Here is a 15735-nt window from a genome sequence, read left to right as displayed (position 1 = left end):
GCCGTGGTGTCGTACAATGGCGAGAGACACGTCCCGCGCTCAGTCGGAGACACTGGGGTTCGTGCTCATCGTTGCGCTCGTCCTCGCGGGGGCGGCGCTGACAGTCGCGATCGGGGGGAGCGGGATCGCTGACACGAAGGCGAGCAACGAGTTCCAGCGCGCGGAGAACTCGATGACGCTGTTCGACTCCCGTGCCGCGATGGTCGCGCTCGGCGATTCCAACGCACAGAGCGTCTCGCTCGGACACGACAGCGGCGACATCACCGTCCGGGACAACGCCGGCCGGATGTGGATCACCCACGCCAACTACTCGGGAAGCGGTGAGACGGAGGTGATCTTCAACGAGACGCTGGGGAGCGTCGTCTACGAGAGCGACCGCGGGACGATCGCATATCAGGGCGGTGGTGTCTGGCGGAAACAGGACAGCGGGCGAGCGCAGATGATCTCGCCGCCGGAGTTTCACTACCGCGGGGCGACGCTGACGCTGCCCGCGATCCAGGTGACTGGTGACGGAGCCGCGAGCGGGAGCGTGTCCTTGACGGTGACACCGCGCCAGCAGGCGCAACTCGTCTATCCGAATGCGACGACCGCCACGGAAAACGGCACCGGCGCACCGTACGACGAAACGCCGACCAGTGGCTACCGCAACTACACCAACCCGGTTCGGGCAGGAACAGTCAACGTCACGGTCCAAAGCGAGTACGCCGACGGCTGGGAAACGTATTTCAAAGAGCGGACGACTGGCAACACGACACGAGTCGGGCCGAACACTGTCACACTAACCCTGGCGACGACGGAGGGTGCGCCCGGATCGTTCGAGATGCCGCCGGCCGGTGACAGCGTCAACGCCGGCGCGATCGGCGGCGAACACCCGATCACGGACTTCGATGTCACGCTCGATGTCGACAAGCAAAACCCGCACTTCTCGTTTTACGCCGAGGAGAACTCCGAGGAGTTCGAGATTCACGTCACGTCCGACGTGAACCCGAAAGGCTGTAGTCCGGACGCAAACGTCCACGTCAGCGTCTACTACTACGATGGAGACGGCGATAAAGAATACGAGACCTGGGAGTCAGACAGTCTCGATCTGGACGAGACCGACGGGATGGAGTGGGTTTGTGACGGCGGCGACCTGAAGCTCCACGTCGACTTCATCTCGGACGATATCGCGATGGTCTATGACCGGATCGGAAGCGACGGTACGTTCCAGCCGGACCCGAAGATCGACGAGCCGAACTCCGGTACTTCGACCGGCGTCACGCGGGGCAACAAGTGGGCGTACAACGATCGGATCAACAACGAAGACGGATTCAGTTTCCAGTCCTCGACGGTGTGGGACCAGCACGAGACGGTTCCGTACGAGAGTGGCAGCGGGACGACGTACGACCAGAACGACACACAGACCCTAGAGGCGGTGACGAATCACTATCTCAGCCTGATGGACAGCAGCGTCGACCTGGTCGCCAAAGACGGACCGGGCAGCAGTGATTCAATCGTCGAACCGAACTCCCGCGGGACGCTCCGGTACGAGGAAGGTGCCGGATCGAGATACGTCACGTTCCTCCACATCACGGAGAACAAGATCAACGTCGATCTCGACTGATCGTTCGCTGGGTCCAGACCGGTATGAACATCACGATTCGAACGCGTAGGAGATCAGCGTTCGGCTCACGAACACTGACTGGGGGTCGTCGATCGTACAGCGGACGTTGTCCGACCGGGGTTGCTCACAGTCTGTCACGCCGTCCTGTGACTGCAAGTAGTCCATCCAGAGGCCGCTCCGCGGCGACGGAGCCGTGATGTTGACGACGATCCGCTCGTAGTTCGTCGGTGACTCGGCGAACCCGTGAATCGGCTGTCGCTGGCTGTTCTCGGCGCGAATCCGGACGGTGGAGCCACTCGTGCTCGTCACTTCCCCGTCATGTTGAAGTTGTACAACCGGAATCACCACGCGCCCGGAGTCGATCAGGAACGGAGGCTCGTTGAGGAGTAGGCCGTTCCCGTCCTGGGTCCGGAACACGGCCCCGCCGGAGTAGACCAGCCTGGCGTCACCGCTCGCGTAGACGATCGGTTGTGAGGTGAAGGTGACCGGGAACGACGCGCCGGACTGATTGACGCCGGTGACGTTGATCGTGACCGACTGGCCGACCTGGAGACGGGCCGACTGGAGGTTCATCTCGGTCGCACGGCTGGGCGCACCGCTGTCGTGAATGTCGGCCATGTTGTCGGCGAGCACGTCGAACGCCCGTTCCGCGTTGTTGAGTTCCTCCTGATCACGGGTGTCCTCCAACTCGTCGAACCCGACGACCGAGACGATCGCGACCGTCGACACGATGAGTCCGAACACGAGCGCGAACCCGATGACCTCGCTCACTGCGCGTTCGTTCATCATCGATCCCTCCGTTCGAGCACGAGCGCGCCGTTTTCATAGACTACCTGTATGGGGCCGCCGGTCGTCTCCGTCGACTCGACGGCAGTTACGTTCGAGAAGTGTGCTGTGATCTCGACGTCCGGATCGCGCGTGCGCAACACCAGCCGGGGGTCGGCGCCACCCTCGACGCTGACGGTGTAGCCGGACCCACTGACCCGGGACGGAAGCGATCGTTCGACGACGATAGTTCCGTTGTCGGTCGATTGGGCCAGCCGATCCGCGGACTCCATATCGGACGCGATCTGCTCGCTGATGACTGCCATCTCCGTTCGGACGCTGGTCTCGCGCTGTTCCTGGACGAAGTTCCCGCCGGCGACGAACAACCCGGCAACGAGCAGAAACGCGATTGACAGCCCGAGCACGTACCCGAGCGCCATCGAGACGCCACGCTCGTCACGCATCGGTCTCACCCGGAGCAACCCGGACGTCCGTGGCGTAGACGTGATCGGCTGACGCGTGACGGAGATGCAGCGTTGCCGAGTAAATCACGGCTTCCACACGCGGTGCATCGGAGTCGTAATTATCGGTATCGTAATCGGTGGTGTTCGTGACAAGCGAGACGGTGCCGACGATCGCGTCCGCGTCGTCGAACTCGATTGCGTAGTCACCGGCAACGCCGGATGCGAACACGAGCGGATCGCACGGCTTTCCGTTTATTTCTCCCCTGGTCACGTCGATCGAGGGCGTCGGTCCGACAGTGCATATGCTGGATCCATCGACCGCGACCGTCGTGTTGGTGCTGTTACCGTAGATCGAAACGGACCATTCGTCGGTGCCGTCGCTGACGTTGACAGTGAACGCGTCACCGGTCGAACTGGCGAGTGCGCCCTGGTTGGTCACGTTGATCCGAAACGCCCGCGTCCCGGCGGCGTTCTCCACGAGAGTCCACTCCTCGTTTCCGTTCGCGTTTGTGAAGTTCCGCGTCGGGTCCCGCTGGGCGACCAGCGTCCCCTCGCTGATCGATCGAACTGAGAGGTCAGTCGCGATCCCGTCGATCGCCTGTACCCGTGCCGTGTCGTTGTACATCGGTCGCAGCGTCCGGTTGAATGCTTCAGTCCGGTCGTTGAACGCCGTCCCATTATCATTGGCGTACTCGAGAAGTTGCCCGGCACCGTCGGCGATATCGGCTCTGTACGCGATCGCTTCGGAACCACGGGCGTCTTCACCCCGGGTGGCCAGGTTCTCCGAATAGATCACCGCGTTCAGCATCACCGCGACCGCGAGAAACGACACGGCCAGCACGAAGGCGGCGATCAACATCACCTGTCCGCGGGAGTTGTTCCCGGACGGTCGCCGGTTGTCACCGCCTAGATCCGCCATACGACCACCTCCACACGGATCGTATTATAGTACCCGCCATCACCGACGTCAGGGGCATAGAACCCGGTCTCGTTGACGCGGTCGCCTTCGGTCATGTTCGCGCGACGGATGCGATCGTCGTCGGTCAACACGACCGTTCTGGTCGTCACGACGGCGTTGTCGCTCGGGACACCGCGATAGATCATTTCTTCGCGTCCGACACCACCGCCGTCAGTGGCGTATATCAGATTGACGTTGTAAGCGATCCCGCGTTCGCCGAACGAACGCTCGAGTATCTCCCCGAACGCCGTCGACATCGTCCGGGTGTAGTACCCGTTGGGAGTGGCCCCGTGGAAGCGATCGCCGGACGTATTCCAGTACAGTATCGACTCCTCGAGGGCACCGCTCTCGTGAGCCATCGAGAGCGCACCCGCGGCGCTCGCCTGCTGCTGGTTCTCGATGTGCTGGTTGGACGTGCTCGCCGACAGCGGCGTGACAGCCGTGATCTGCAATGCGAAGACGACACTCGTGAGCAACAGCAAGGCCGCAACGACCGCCTCGAGCGTGTGCGCCTGTCCTCGATCAGCTACCATATGACCACCACCAGAAACACGTCCTGTCCGTCGAGTTCGACCACACGGCGCGCAGTCACCGACGACTGGTCGCCGATTGACGTCCCACCGACGGCCAGTCGGGTCGCCTCACTGCCACAATCAGTCTCGTTGAGTCGCTCGCCGGGCGGTTGTGACTCGTTGTAGCAGAGCGGGGCGCTCGTACCCCCACCGCTGTCGACGCCCTTCCGGATCGTGACGTTGACCGATTGCTGCCCACTGACCCCGATCCGTTCGGAGAGGTTCCCGCCGCTGTACCCACATTCCGACGATGGGCTCGCGGCGGTATCGAAAAACGCGACAGTGCAGTTCGCATCGAGAATATACGGTGTCGTCGACCCAGTGAGGGACTGCTCGGCCAAGCCATCAGCGACGCGGTTGACCGTCACGAGATCCTCCTGGCCCCCCTCTTCGAAGGGCTGGAGCGTCCCCGGCACGAACACGAACACCCCTGCGAGGACGATCAGGAAGATCGTCACCCCGATCGTGAAATCGAGCGTCATCTGTCCGCGAGCTCGGCCGCGGTGAGTCGTGCCGTTATCTATCATCGTGATGCGGGTCTCCCGCTGTGGTTTTCATAGTACGGCCCCTCGAGATCGATGCTCCGCTGTGTGGGGCCACATTGGACGGTGCAAGCGTTTAGCTGTTGCGGCCAACAGCACGATACGCGTCGTCGCATGCGACCGATCGACAGGGGACGGCTCGGTTCGATGGGTTTAAGAAATACCCTCGGGTACATTCGAGTGCGTCGCGGGCTCGTAGATCAGAGGTAGATCACTCCCTTGGCATGGGAGAGGCCCCGGGTTCAAATCCCGGCGAGTCCATGAGCGACCGACGGCCGTGTCGAGAGAGCGAATGGCGATGCCCGGATTTGAACCCCTGGAAGTCGCAGCCCGGAACGGCCGAGCGCAGTGAGGCCGCACGCCCGGAACGTCTTCCTCTGGTTCAAATCCCGGCGAGTCCATTTGAAATGAGCCCTCATCGAGGGGGCAATCCGAATCGGGTATTAGCTTCTAAGGACTTCGAATTCGACAGCCACAGATCTGAGACGACTCTCTCAGAGAAGAGAGTCCGTTCGGACTTCGAACGCGCCTCGACGGCATCGATCGATTCTGAGAGGGAGTTCAGGCCGATCTGTAATTACTGTGGGCTACCGATCGATCATGACCATCAGCGGTGCTCAGCTCTCGATAGCGGGATGTGTCGGCCATGAGACTCGGGAGCCGCAGCTGGCAGTCGATCGACGAGCTTGACGATCGGATCGGTGGCCCGTCAACATTGTCGCCGCCCGAAGACTGGACGCTCTCGACCAGCATGGGTTCAGGCCACCGACGCCGTCGCCGACCCGCCGGAGCAGTCCGTGACCCGGGCGACTGCACTCCCTGCTGCCGTGACAAACACCTCAAGCGGCCGCGCTACACCGTTTCAGGAAGCCACCCGCCGTCGACTTCGACGTTCTGCCCGGAGATGTAGCCGCTGTCCGGATCGAGGAAAAAGAGCAGCACCTGCGCCAGGTCGTCCGTGCTCGCCCACCGACCGCGGGGTGCTTCCGCGGGGAACTCGTCGGAGTTTTCGACGACGTACGGCGAGACGGCGTTGACGGTGATGCCGTCGTGCTGGGTGTCGGCCGCGAGCATTCGCGTGAACATCAGGACGCCTGATTTGGCCGCGAAATACGGGAAGTTCTGGGTGTTGACCAGCCCCTTCTCGCTGGAGGCGTAGCCGACGTTGACGATCCGTCCGTACTCTTGCTCGCGCATCGCCGGCAGGGCGGCCTTCGAGCAGAGATAGGTCCCGTTGAGGTTCGTCTCCAGGACCGTGTTCCAGGTCTCGAAGTCGATCGCCTCCCAGTGGCGAGGCGCGAACGCGCCGACGTTGTTTACCAGGATATCCACGGCCCCCAGTTCTGCCTCGACGGTTTCGAACAGTGCGGCGACCTGATCCGGTTCGGTCACGTCGGCCTGGACGACAGTCGCCCGAACGCCTCGCTTGCTGGCCTCGCGAGCGACCTCGGCGGCCGCGTCGTCGCTACTCCGGTAGTGAACGGCTACGTCTGCCCCACGATCAGCGAGTGTAAGCAACAGGTCCCGACCGATTCCCTTCGCGCTTCCGGTCACGAGCGCGACCTGTCCGGCGAGATCCGGTTCGATCATACCGACTGTTGGTCTCGGGTCGACAAAAGTCAGCGGCTTTCGCCTGCCTTCGCTTTCCTAACCCACATCTGTTGGCAAAGTCATATAATTCTCTCTGTCGAATAGCCGATATGGAGTACGACATCGACCACAGACCGTCCTACGCGCTCATCACGGCAGAACTCAATCAAGGCGACTCGCTCGTCTCCGAAGCGGGTGCGATGGTGAGCCATACCGACGGCATCGAGATCGAGACCAGCGCCGATGGAGGGATGCTCAGTTCGCTCAAGCGCAAGGCCTTCGGCGGCGAGTCGTTCTTTATGAACACGTTCACCGCCGAGCGGCCGGGCCACGTGACGCTCGCGCCACCGTTACCCGGCGACGTGATCCAGTACGGTCTGAATCAGAACACGCTCTACGTCCAGTCGGGATCGTTCGTCGCCGCCGAGCCGAACGTGGACATCGACACCGAGTTCGGCGGTGGCAAGACGTTCTTCGGTGGGGAGGGGCTGTTCCTGCTGAAGTTGACTGGCGCAGGGTCGACGTTCCTCTCGAGTTACGGTGCGATCGAGGCCAAGGAACTCGAGCCCGGCGAGTCCTACATCGTCGACACCGGCCACATTGTCGCCTTCGAGGGGACGACTGACTTCGACGTGCGGAAGGTCGGGGGGCTGAAATCGACATTGTTCAGCGGCGAGGGGCTCGTCTGTGAGTTTACTGGCCCGGGCACGGTATGGCTGCAGACCCGCAGCCCCGATGCGTTCATCTCCTGGCTCGCCCCGAACCTCCCCAGTGGCGACGACGGCGGCGGCCGCGGCGGCGGGTTCGATATCAACTTCTGAGTGCGTTCTCGATGGCGCTGGCGACTCCGCGAGCTTTTTCGGCCAGCGCTTGTGGAATGTCACCCGCCTCGACGGCCGCGTCGAGTTCGTCGTCGTCGACGCGCTCGACCGTGCCGTCGGCGTGTTTGACCACGTCCACGTGCAGGTCGACGTAGCGGACGCTCGTCGGGAATATCTCGACGGGCGTACAGACGTTGATGTAGGTCCCGCGTTTCTCGCCGTCCGGCCCCTCGTAGACGGTCGGATACCACCACTTGCCTTCCGTGAACTTCGTCCGCGCGACGTCGCCGGCCTGGCGATCCACCCCCAGGGCGTCGTAGGTCCCGCCGGGAGACATCTCCCGCTCGACGCGGATGGTCCCCTCAGGATCGTATTCGACGACTTCACCACGCCCGAGTCGGATGCAGTGGCCGGCCGGCTTGCCGTGGTCGATCGCGACGGTGCCGCCTCTGGTCGGGCCGAACTGCCGGGAAACGGCCTCGAAGGGGAACTCGCCGTCACCGTCACAGACTGCTTCGACGAAATCGACGGCCGCGCTGGCCCGTTCGTCGCCGGCCTTGATCCGGTGGTGGCCGGCCATCGTCTCCGTGACTTCCCGTCGGTGTTCGTCGAGTTCGAACCGGGACTCACGGCCGAACCAGGCCCAGACTGTCGGCTGTCCGTCGAGAACTGTGTGAGGAGTCTCCTCGACTGCACCAGTCTCTTGGATGGCCGTATCGATAGTTTTGGCTCGTTCGACGGCCGCGTCGAGCGCGTCCCCGAGCGCGTCCAGGCCGGCGTCGTCGGCCACGCGAGCCCACTTGGCACGCCATCCTTCGGGCGGCTCCGTCGGGAGTAGCTCCACGAGTTCGGGCTGGCCGCTCGGTCTACCCGTTCCGTCCCGAACCAGCGTCACGAGCGGGCGCTGGACGCGAACCGTCGTATCGACCACCGGTCGGCCGTCGTCCCAGGGTGGCCGCGCTTCAGTCACCTGCACGCGGAGAGTGTCTCCTTCCGAGACGTGTTCGTCGCTGTTCGAGAAGGGCAGAAACCCGGACCGCTCGCCCAGATCGAGGATCGCGCCGCTTCCCCTGGTTTCGGTGACAGTCGCGTCGACGACGGCCCCGCGTGGCGCATCATCCAGCCAGGTGAACGTGTCCCGACCGACTGCTGCCAGTCGCTCACGAACGGCGGGCGCTTCGGGGCCGACGATGCCGACGCCCTGTCGGTCGTCGGTCGTCCGGACGGTCGCGTCGGCCGGCTCGGGATCGAACTCGCGGTCGAAACGGTCGTCGATCGCCGGCGAGGCCTGGACGACTTCGAAGTCGTCCGCCGTGGCAAGGGCACGAGTCAGTGCAGTCGTGTAGATCCCTCTGACCTTCACGCGGGCAGCGTCACTCATAGCTGGGAACCCGTTCGACACGGCTCGTTCGGTTTCGGCGACGGAGCGACACGCTCACGTCTCGCGGCGATACGACGGAGCGGTAGACATAGTAACGGGCGAACGTCCATCTTGGCCGCTGATTCACGGCCCGGCGTTGAAAACGTCGCGGTTGCGACTACAGTGCGTTCAACACGAGAACGAGCACGCCGAACATTGCACCGAATGCGACCACGGTCTTCGGGTCGATCCGGATCGCGTTTCGATCCTCGGCGTCGAAGTACCGGACGAGGCCGGCGCTGGACATCAATCCGCCGCTGTCGGAGCTCATACTCCCTACTGGGTCGTTCGACGGCGTAAGTGTTTCGACCTCTCGCGAGCGTGGAGTTGGACCGATGCGGAAGTGTGCTGAGCCGATCGATGCGGCCCGCCACGATGAAACGCTCAAGTCGGTGGCACCCGAACGCGGGGCTATGACAGCCAACGGGGTGGAGTTGTCGGTCGCCGGCGCACGCAAGCGCGACGCCGGCCGCGGCATCGCCCGGATTCCCGAGCCGGTCCGGAGTCGTCTCGGCATCCTGAGCGGCGATTCGATCGTCATCGAAGGGGATCGAGAGACGGTCGCGAAGGTCTGGCCGGGCGACGGCGACGAGGCCGTGATCCGGATCGACGCCGACACGCGGTCGAACGCGGGCGTGACGATCGGAGATACCGTCCGCGTCAGACCGGCGACAGTCTCGACAGCCAGATCTATCAGGGTCACGCCAACTGAGCCCCTCGAGGAGTTCGAGGCGGATTCGATCGCGCTGCTCGTCGAGGACGGGCTGGCCGACCGACCGGTACGCGAGGGCGAACAGTTCCACGTCGAAGGTATCGGTGGCTTTCAGGTCCTCGATACCACACCGGGCGGCTCGGTTCGCGTCGAGGCCAGTACCAACGTACGCGTCGCGGAGCGCGATCGGACGGACCAACAGACGGGCAGCGAGCCCCAGTCCGACGGCGAGGACCCCGATCGGTCCGACGAGGGCGAGGACGGGACGACATACGAGGACATCGGCGGACTCGACGACGAGCTAGAGCGGGTCCGTGAGATGATCGAACTCCCGCTGTCAGAACCCGAGTTGTTCCGGCGGCTGTCGATCGCGCCGCCGAGCGGCGTCTTGCTGTACGGCCCGCCGGGGACCGGCAAGACGCTGATCGCCCGGGCGGTCGCGAACGAGGTCGATGCCTACTTCGATGTCATCTCCGGTCCGGAAATCGTCTCGAAGTACAAGGGCGAAAGTGAGGAGCGGCTGCGCGAGGCGTTCGATCAGGCGACCGAGAACGCCCCGGCGATCTTGTTCATCGACGAAGTCGACTCGATCGCGGGCGCTCGCGACGACGACAGCGACATGGAGAACCGTGTGGTCGCCCAGCTACTGACGCTGATGGACGGGCTCGAAGACCGTGGCCGTGTCGTGGTCATCGGTGCGACTAACCGCGTCGATGCGGTCGACCCCGCGTTGCGCCGGGGCGGGCGCTTCGACCGGGAGATCGAGATCGGCGTGCCGGGCGTCGACGGTCGCCGGGAAATCCTCGATGTGCACACGCGAGGGATGCCACTGGCAGCGGACGTTGACCTCGACCGGATCGCCGAGCGGACGCACGGGTTCGTCGGTGCCGACGTCGAGAGCCTGACGACCGAGGCCGCGATGCACGCGTTGCGACGGGATCAGGAACGGCCGACGGTCAGTCGCGAGGACTTCGAGGCGGCACTGGCATCGGTCGACCCCTCGGCGATGCGGGAGTACGTCGCCGAATCCCCGAGCGTCGACTTCGAGGCCGTCGGTGGGCTGGACGACGCCAAGGAGGCGCTCGAACGGGCCGTCGAGTGGCCGCTACAGTACGGGCCGCTGTTCGACGCCGCCGACACCGAACCGCCCAGCGGCGTCCTGTTACACGGGCCTCCAGGGACTGGCAAGACGTTGCTCGCGCGAGCGCTGGCCGGCGAAAGTGGGGTCAACTTCGTTCACGTCAACGGCCCCGAGCTACTGGATCGATACGTCGGCGAGTCCGAGGAGTCGGTCCGGGAAGTGTTCGATCGGGCTCGCCAGACCGCGCCGACGATCGTCTTCCTCGACGAGATCGACGCCATCGCGGGCCGACGTGGGGACTCCAACGAGGTGACCGAGCGCGTCGTCTCCCAACTACTGACTGAACTGGACGGGGTCGCCGAGAACCCCAACCTCGTCGTCGTCGCCGCGACCAATCGCAAGGCTGCGATCGACGACGCGCTGTTGCGACCCGGGCGACTCGAAGAGCACATCGAGGTCCCTCTGCCCGACGCCGACGCCCGACGGAAAATACTCGACGTCCACACGCGAGACAAGCCCCTCGGCGGGGGCGTCGACCTCGAAGAGCTGGTGACCAGGACGGAGGGGTACTCCGGCGCGGAGATCGAGGCGCTGGTCCGAAAGGCCACGATCGCCGCTATCGACGATATCGTGCTCGCTCACGCACCCGAGGAGGCCAACGAGTACGCCGACGAAATATCGGTCACGGCCGCACATTTCGAGAACGCACTCGAAGAGTAACCGTCTCTCCGGGAGGCGATCGAGACCTCGGTATGTCCGGGGAGGCGATCAAGGTCTCGTGTGTCACAGGCTCGCGCCCGGGCAGGCGAGACGCACGCCGGCCACAGCTATTTCACCCAGCCTCGCGTGGTACAGACACACATGGAGCCCCCGATCGACTTTCAGGTACCCAGCGACAAGGATGCCATCGCGAGCACACCGGCGGGTGACGGCCAGCACGTGCTGGTTTCAGCCAATTGCTACGCCGCGAACCCCCGGATCGACGCCGAGGGGGCGATCATCGAGGAGACGTCCGCGTTCCGCTCTGACATCGAACTGTTTTACGATTACCACACGTTGCTGTGGGATCCCGAGCGCGAGCAGACGCTTGACAACCGCGACGACGCCGTCGCGAGCGACGTCGACTGGGCGTCCAGCCGCGTCCCCGAGATTCATCTCGATAACGAGTTCGTCTTCGCCGATGGGATGGGTGCGACCCTCTCCCAGCGGGTCGTCGAGAGCGTCGATCGCTGCTCGATGACGATCCACAGCGAGGCCACCTTCGAGGAGGCCGGTGATCGGACGCTGTACACGCTGCTCAACTTCGGGATCAACGGTCACAGTCACGAGGATCCAAACGCCGTCCACGAGGCGCAGGCGCGGTGTACCCCCGACCACGACGTGATCGTGGCCGACGACGACGACCGCTTTCTGGCGATCGTTCAGGAACACGACGGACAGCGGCGTTTCGACGGCTATCGGATCGGCCACGCTGGCGAGTCGACCGGCCGCGAGCGTAGCGCCTGGGCAGAGATCTACGAGGACAACAACGGCTGGCTCACCAATTCCACGGCGGGCGCGGGTGATCTGGACGGCGGGTTCGGCCTGTTCGTCGAGGACATCGAGCGGGTCGAGTGGACGACTGCCATCGGCTTCGCTCACGACGCCGAGTCGGCTATCGATCACGCAGTCGCCGCTCTCGACGCGGGGTACGAGACCGATCGCGCGGCCTTCGCCGACGCCTGGGAATCCTGGCACGCGGGCGTCACAACCGCCCCGACCGGCGAGGACGCGGTCGACGATCGCTACGAGCGGTCGTTGACAGCGATTCGGGCTGCTCGCGACAGCTCCGGCGGGATGGTTGCCGGCGCGTTCAAGCCCAAGAACATGACCTACCGGTTCATCTGGCCGCGCGATCAGGTGATCATGATCCAGGCGCTGCTGGCGGCTGGCGCTGATCGGGAAGCTCGGGACGCCGTCGCGTGGCTGGATGACGTCCAGATCACCGGTGACGTGGTAGACGACCGCGGAATCGAACGTCACGGCACCTGGTGGCAGAACTACTATACGGACGGCTCGTCCCACTGGACTGCCCTCCAGCTCGACCAGGTCGGCGGGCCGATCTACGCCCACTGGCTGACCTGGCGGGAGACCGGCGACGACGGCGTCCTCGATGTACACTACGATATGTCCCGCCGTGCTGCGGAGTTCCTGCTGGAGTGGGACAACGGCTGGGGGTTTCCCGACGCTCATCAGGACCCCTGGGAGGAGACGTGGGGCCACTCCACGGAGGGATCGGCGGCCGCTATCGCAGGCCTGCGATGTATGGCCGAGCTGGCCGAGGCCCGTGGTGAGGACGAGTTCGCAGTCCGGTGTCGCAAGCGGGCCGACGTGTGGGCGGACAACTTCGAGACGTACTGCTACCGGACGGGGACGCCCTACGGTGATCACTTCGTGACTGCCGATAAACCGGAACACGGCGGCGACCCTGCACCCGACGCCCGGCCTGACGCGGCGGCGTTCATGGCCTACTGGCCGTGGAACGTCGTCGCTGCGGACGCCGACACGATGCGCTCGACGGTCGAACTGACCGAGGATCCGGCGTGGGTGGCAGAAGAGACGCCTTGCATCGGTCGCTATCCCGGTGACCGATACACGCCGACCGGCGGACCGGACGACGGCGGCTGGCCCCTGTGTGAAGCCTACGCCGATGTGGTCCGCTGGCAGAGCGGCCTCGATCCGGACGCGGTGACAACACACGTCCGCGAACACGCAGGCGAGTGGACGACCACGGCAGACCTGCTCCCCGAGCGGGTCGCGAGTGACGGCACGGTCGACTGGAACTCGAATCTCCAGTGGAGTCAGGCGACGTACGTCTTGCTGGTCGAGAGCCACCTGCGCGGGGAACCGTACGGACTCGCTCCGGGACGGTCTGATAACTCGTGAGACTGCGGTTGATGGGGGTGCAGCAAACGTGCCGACGATGAGAGAGCGGACGAGGTGGGAGATGACCGTCCGGACGGTCGAGGCGAGCGGCGTGGCCGAGCAGCGAGGCGGATCGTCGGTCTGCCGGTATCGACGAGAAAAGCGTCGTACCGGCACTCTTCCGGTATGGACTGCGAGCCTATAAAGGGTCCTGTCTAGTGGTGCAACCCGAGGTCTTCGAACAGTGCGTCCTCGATGTTGTCGAACTCCGCTTCGAGGTTCCGCTTGAAGAAGCGTTCGACGCCGGGAACCCGTCCTTCGACGGTGAAGCGATTGGTCAATCGCGTTCCCTCCTCGGTTCGTTCGAGTTCGTGCTCGCCGACGACGTGCATCACCTTCGAGCGGCCGACGAACTTGACGTACTCCGGCGGCTCGCGAGTCACGTCCTCCGTCTCGATGGCGATCGTCCGGTCGATCAGCGGGATCGGTAGCCTGATGTGCCAGGTCGCATTCCGACCCGTCTCGTCGTCGAGTTCGAAGTCGGTGACCACGCTGATCGGCCGGGCCCGGTTTGCCGGCTCGACGAGATACTCCCAGACGCGCTCGGGCGGGACCGGCACGGCTACCTCCCGCTCGACCCGAATCGTCATATCACCACTACAACCTGGGGGAGCAAAAAGGACGTGTCTCCGTGGGCGACCGCACAGTTCGTCAGCGCGTGACCCGCCAGGTCGTCGATCGGGCACGCCCCCACTTTTCGATGTCGACCTCCTCGGTTTTCTCGGCGAGTTTCGGGAGCCGAACACCGACCTGCTTCGCCGAGAGGCCGATCCCCTCGGCGATCTGTTTCGCCCGGAGATACGCTTCACCGCCTGCGGCACGCTCGCGGACGTACTCCAGAATCCGCTGCTCTTCCTCGCTGAACTCGCCCATACCCGATGGTACGTTCTGAACAGTAAAAATCGTTTGCTACGATGCGTACACGTGCAGCGCACCGATCGCGATCGATCCTGCGATCACAGCGACGGCGAACCCGGTCGCTGCGAACACTTGATCGTCGACGGCGAGATACATCACTGCAGCACCAGCCAGTGCGAGTGCGCCGAACAACATACCGAGGCCGATCCCCATGTCCGAACTCCCGGCAGTTTCGCCCATACCAGTCGCTACCGGCAGTCGCTACTTAATTCATTCGCCGGTCGGCGTTCGGATCGTCGTGTGCTCGCTCTCCTCGTTGAGCGCGAGGTTCGTCGCGATCTCGGCGTTCCGGACGGCGTACTCGGCCGTCTGCTGGAGGCTGACGAGTACCTCCCTGATCTCAAGGAGGTCCGTGTTGTCCATCTCGGGCAGATCGTCGAGGATGTCCTGCACACAATCTTCGACTTCGGCGTACTGCTTGCGGACTTCGATCGCGGCGTTGTAATCGCGCTCGACGGCGGCGTGAGCGGCCTGCTCGGTCATCTCGTTCACCTGGTCGGTAAAGTCGCGGATCCGCTTCATCGTCGAGGAATCGACCGTCAGCGAGTGATCCTCGGCTTCCATCGCGATATCTGCGATGTCCTCGGCGTTGTCGGCGGTCAGCTCGAGGTTCTTCGCGATCGACCGGTAGCCGATCAGCGGGAAGCCGTCATCCAGCCCGACGGCCCGCGCGAGGTTGGGATTCTGGTAGGCGGTGAAGATCAACCGGAGCATGAGCACGAAGATCTTGTTCGCCTGCCGTTCCCGGTTGAGCGCACGCTGTGCGAGGTCGGGATTGCCGTGTGCGAGCGCTTTGATCCCCTCGTTGCGCATCGTCGATCCGGTCGACTCCAGGCGCTCGATGAGGTTGTCGAGCGTGAAGTCTTCGGCGTCGACCGAACACCGGATCGCGATCCGGTCCGGCGTCTCCTCGATGACGCCCAGCCCCATCAACTGGGTCTCGGCGTTGTAGACCGCGTTTATATGCTCGCTCGAAAGTGTCTCACCCTCACCAGCATCGACGTGGATGATCCGCCGTCCGAGCACGTACTGGGCGACGATCGCCCGTTCGAGACTGTCGGCGTCCAGATCCGCCGCGTGGATGACGGCTTCCGACTCCTCGGACTGTACGGATTCGGGCAGTACTGTCAGCGTTCCCTTGTCGCCGATCCGTAACGACACCTCGTCGCCTTTCTCGACCCCCTGATTCGTGGTCCATTGGGCCGGAAGCGTCATCGCAAGCGTTGACGGCCCCAGTCGCTGTACCTTACGGGTTTCCATATGCCCTTTATGATCTGCAGCGTACCTTAACTTTGTGCATACACGACCATATCTGGCCATTTGTC

General features: G+C 64.0%; 16 protein-coding genes and 1 tRNA gene. 5 read left to right on the top strand and 12 right to left on the bottom strand.

Translation table 11 applies throughout. From position 1 onward, the window contains the following. Window positions 1-16: 16 nt before the first annotated feature. On the top strand, window positions 17-1603 hold the full coding sequence (locus HSEST_RS07970) for a DUF7289 family protein (protein ID WP_229120385.1): 1587 nt from the start codon (window positions 17-19) through the stop codon (window positions 1601-1603). A 30-nt stretch (window positions 1604-1633) separates the two neighbouring features. Here the strand turns inward: HSEST_RS07970 and HSEST_RS07965 are convergent, their stop codons facing one another. The 5 genes from HSEST_RS07965 to HSEST_RS07945 are packed head-to-tail and all read right to left on the bottom strand — an operon-like array spanning window position 1634 to window position 4844. Beyond that, window positions 1634-2389, bottom strand: coding sequence for a DUF7289 family protein (locus tag HSEST_RS07965; RefSeq protein WP_229120384.1), 756 nt, complete (start codon window positions 2387-2389; stop codon window positions 1634-1636). Next, window positions 2389-2832, bottom strand: coding sequence for a DUF7266 family protein (locus HSEST_RS07960; protein WP_229120383.1), 444 nt, complete (start codon window positions 2830-2832; stop codon window positions 2389-2391). Before HSEST_RS07960 ends, HSEST_RS07965 begins: the two co-directional genes overlap by 1 nt. Then, window positions 2825-3751 carry a DUF7261 family protein gene (locus HSEST_RS07955; protein ID WP_229120382.1) on the bottom strand — a complete coding sequence of 309 codons (927 nt, stop codon included), beginning with the start codon at window positions 3749-3751 and terminating at the stop codon, window positions 2825-2827. The genes HSEST_RS07960 and HSEST_RS07955 overlap by 8 nt, the downstream gene beginning before the upstream one ends. Further along, window positions 3739-4323, bottom strand: a complete 585-nt coding sequence (locus tag HSEST_RS07950; RefSeq protein WP_229120381.1) for a DUF7288 family protein — start codon at window positions 4321-4323, stop codon at window positions 3739-3741. The genes HSEST_RS07955 and HSEST_RS07950 overlap by 13 nt, the downstream gene beginning before the upstream one ends. Continuing rightward, complete coding sequence (locus HSEST_RS07945; protein ID WP_229120380.1) at window positions 4317-4844, bottom strand: DUF7287 family protein; 528 nt, start codon at window positions 4842-4844, stop codon at window positions 4317-4319. Before HSEST_RS07945 ends, HSEST_RS07950 begins: the two co-directional genes overlap by 7 nt. Before the next feature lie 249 nt (window positions 4845-5093). Between HSEST_RS07945 and HSEST_RS07940 the strand changes: the two genes are divergently transcribed. Then, window positions 5094-5165: transfer RNA gene (locus tag HSEST_RS07940), tRNA-Ala, on the top strand. Window positions 5166-5756: 591 nt separating this feature from the next. Here the strand turns inward: HSEST_RS07940 and HSEST_RS07935 are convergent. Next, window positions 5757-6494 carry an SDR family NAD(P)-dependent oxidoreductase gene (locus HSEST_RS07935; RefSeq protein WP_229120379.1) on the bottom strand — a complete coding sequence of 246 codons (738 nt, stop codon included), beginning with the start codon at window positions 6492-6494 and terminating at the stop codon, window positions 5757-5759. A gap of 110 nt (window positions 6495-6604) precedes the next feature. Between HSEST_RS07935 and HSEST_RS07930 the strand changes: the two genes are divergently transcribed. Further along, a complete protein-coding gene (locus HSEST_RS07930) occupies window positions 6605-7315 on the top strand; it encodes a TIGR00266 family protein (protein WP_229120378.1) in 711 nt (236 codons plus the stop codon). On the opposite strand, the gene HSEST_RS07925 is transcribed toward HSEST_RS07930, so the two are convergent. Next, on the bottom strand, window positions 7305-8696 hold the full coding sequence (locus HSEST_RS07925; protein WP_229120377.1) for a DUF402 domain-containing protein: 1392 nt from the start codon (window positions 8694-8696) through the stop codon (window positions 7305-7307). The genes HSEST_RS07930 and HSEST_RS07925 overlap by 11 nt on opposite strands. Before the next feature lie 157 nt (window positions 8697-8853). Next, complete coding sequence (locus tag HSEST_RS07920) at window positions 8854-9006, bottom strand: preprotein translocase subunit Sec61beta (RefSeq protein WP_229120376.1); 153 nt, start codon at window positions 9004-9006, stop codon at window positions 8854-8856. Window positions 9007-9148: 142 nt separating this feature from the next. Here HSEST_RS07920 and HSEST_RS07915 point away from each other — a divergent pair, with 142 nt between their 5' ends. Together HSEST_RS07915 and HSEST_RS07910 are read left to right on the top strand one after the other, a co-directional pair. Next, complete coding sequence (locus tag HSEST_RS07915; RefSeq protein WP_229122973.1) at window positions 9149-11248, top strand: AAA family ATPase; 2100 nt, start codon at window positions 9149-9151, stop codon at window positions 11246-11248. A 60-nt stretch (window positions 11249-11308) separates the two neighbouring features. Beyond that, entirely contained in the window at window positions 11309-13453 is a 2145-nt protein-coding gene (locus HSEST_RS07910; protein ID WP_229120375.1) for a glycoside hydrolase family 15 protein, read from the top strand. A gap of 194 nt (window positions 13454-13647) precedes the next feature. Here HSEST_RS07910 and HSEST_RS07905 read toward each other — a convergent pair whose 3' ends face one another. The 4 genes from HSEST_RS07905 to HSEST_RS07890 form a co-directional block, all read right to left on the bottom strand. Continuing rightward, window positions 13648-14082: an SRPBCC family protein gene (locus HSEST_RS07905; protein ID WP_229120374.1), complete on the bottom strand. Its 435-nt coding sequence runs from the start codon at window positions 14080-14082 to the stop codon at window positions 13648-13650. Window positions 14083-14143: 61 nt separating this feature from the next. After that, window positions 14144-14365 (bottom strand): DUF7123 family protein, encoded by a 222-nt coding sequence (locus tag HSEST_RS07900; RefSeq protein ID WP_229120373.1) that lies wholly within the window; start codon window positions 14363-14365, stop codon window positions 14144-14146. Window positions 14366-14401: 36 nt separating this feature from the next. Next, window positions 14402-14590, bottom strand: coding sequence for a DUF7525 family protein (locus tag HSEST_RS07895; protein WP_229120372.1), 189 nt, complete (start codon window positions 14588-14590; stop codon window positions 14402-14404). A gap of 30 nt (window positions 14591-14620) precedes the next feature. Further along, a complete protein-coding gene (locus tag HSEST_RS07890; RefSeq protein WP_229120371.1) occupies window positions 14621-15670 on the bottom strand; it encodes a phosphate uptake regulator PhoU in 1050 nt (349 codons plus the stop codon). Between the last annotated feature and the right edge of the window lie 65 nt (window positions 15671-15735).

Source organism: Halapricum desulfuricans (assembly GCF_017094465.1).
GTDB lineage: Archaea > Halobacteriota > Halobacteria > Halobacteriales > Haloarculaceae > Halapricum.
Note: the sequence above shows the minus strand (reverse complement) of the source record. Positions and strands in the feature narration are given on the sequence as shown.